1 protein-coding gene is annotated in these 423 nt (G+C 67.4%); it reads right to left on the reverse strand.

Annotation, left to right across the window (positions count from 1 at the left end):
- Positions 1-423: hypothetical protein (locus EJ903_RS27170; protein WP_210211589.1), on the reverse strand; the 423-nt coding region annotated here is incomplete at both ends.

Genomic DNA, 423 nt, shown 5'->3' on the forward strand with positions numbered 1-423 from the left:
ATACGGAACTCGTCGCCGATCTTGACCCCGTTGGCGTCGAACCGCTGCCCCCGCATCTGGCCGCCGAAGCTGGTCGGGCTCGACCAGCTTCCCGATCCCCAGACCGCGACGAACCCGCCGTCCGTCAGCGCCGTCACGGCCGGCAGGAACTGATCCCCTGCCACGATCGACGAAAGCCGCATCTCTGCCGCGCGCGTCGTCCCGTCGGCGTTATAGACGCGCCCATACACCCCCTCGCCACTACCGTCCTGCGCAGTCGATTGCCAGGACACCACCCAACCGCCGTCCTTCAGCGGGGTGACGCTGTTGTAGTCCTGTTGATTGAGCGTGGTCGCGTTCACCCGCTCCTCGCCGCCGACCTTCGTCCCGCTGGCGTTGAAGCGCTGCTGGTAGACGCCCCAGCCGCTGCCGTCCTGACCATTC

Origin of the sequence: Azospirillum griseum (assembly GCF_003966125.1) — a bacterium.
GTDB lineage: Bacteria > Pseudomonadota > Alphaproteobacteria > Azospirillales > Azospirillaceae > Azospirillum > Azospirillum griseum.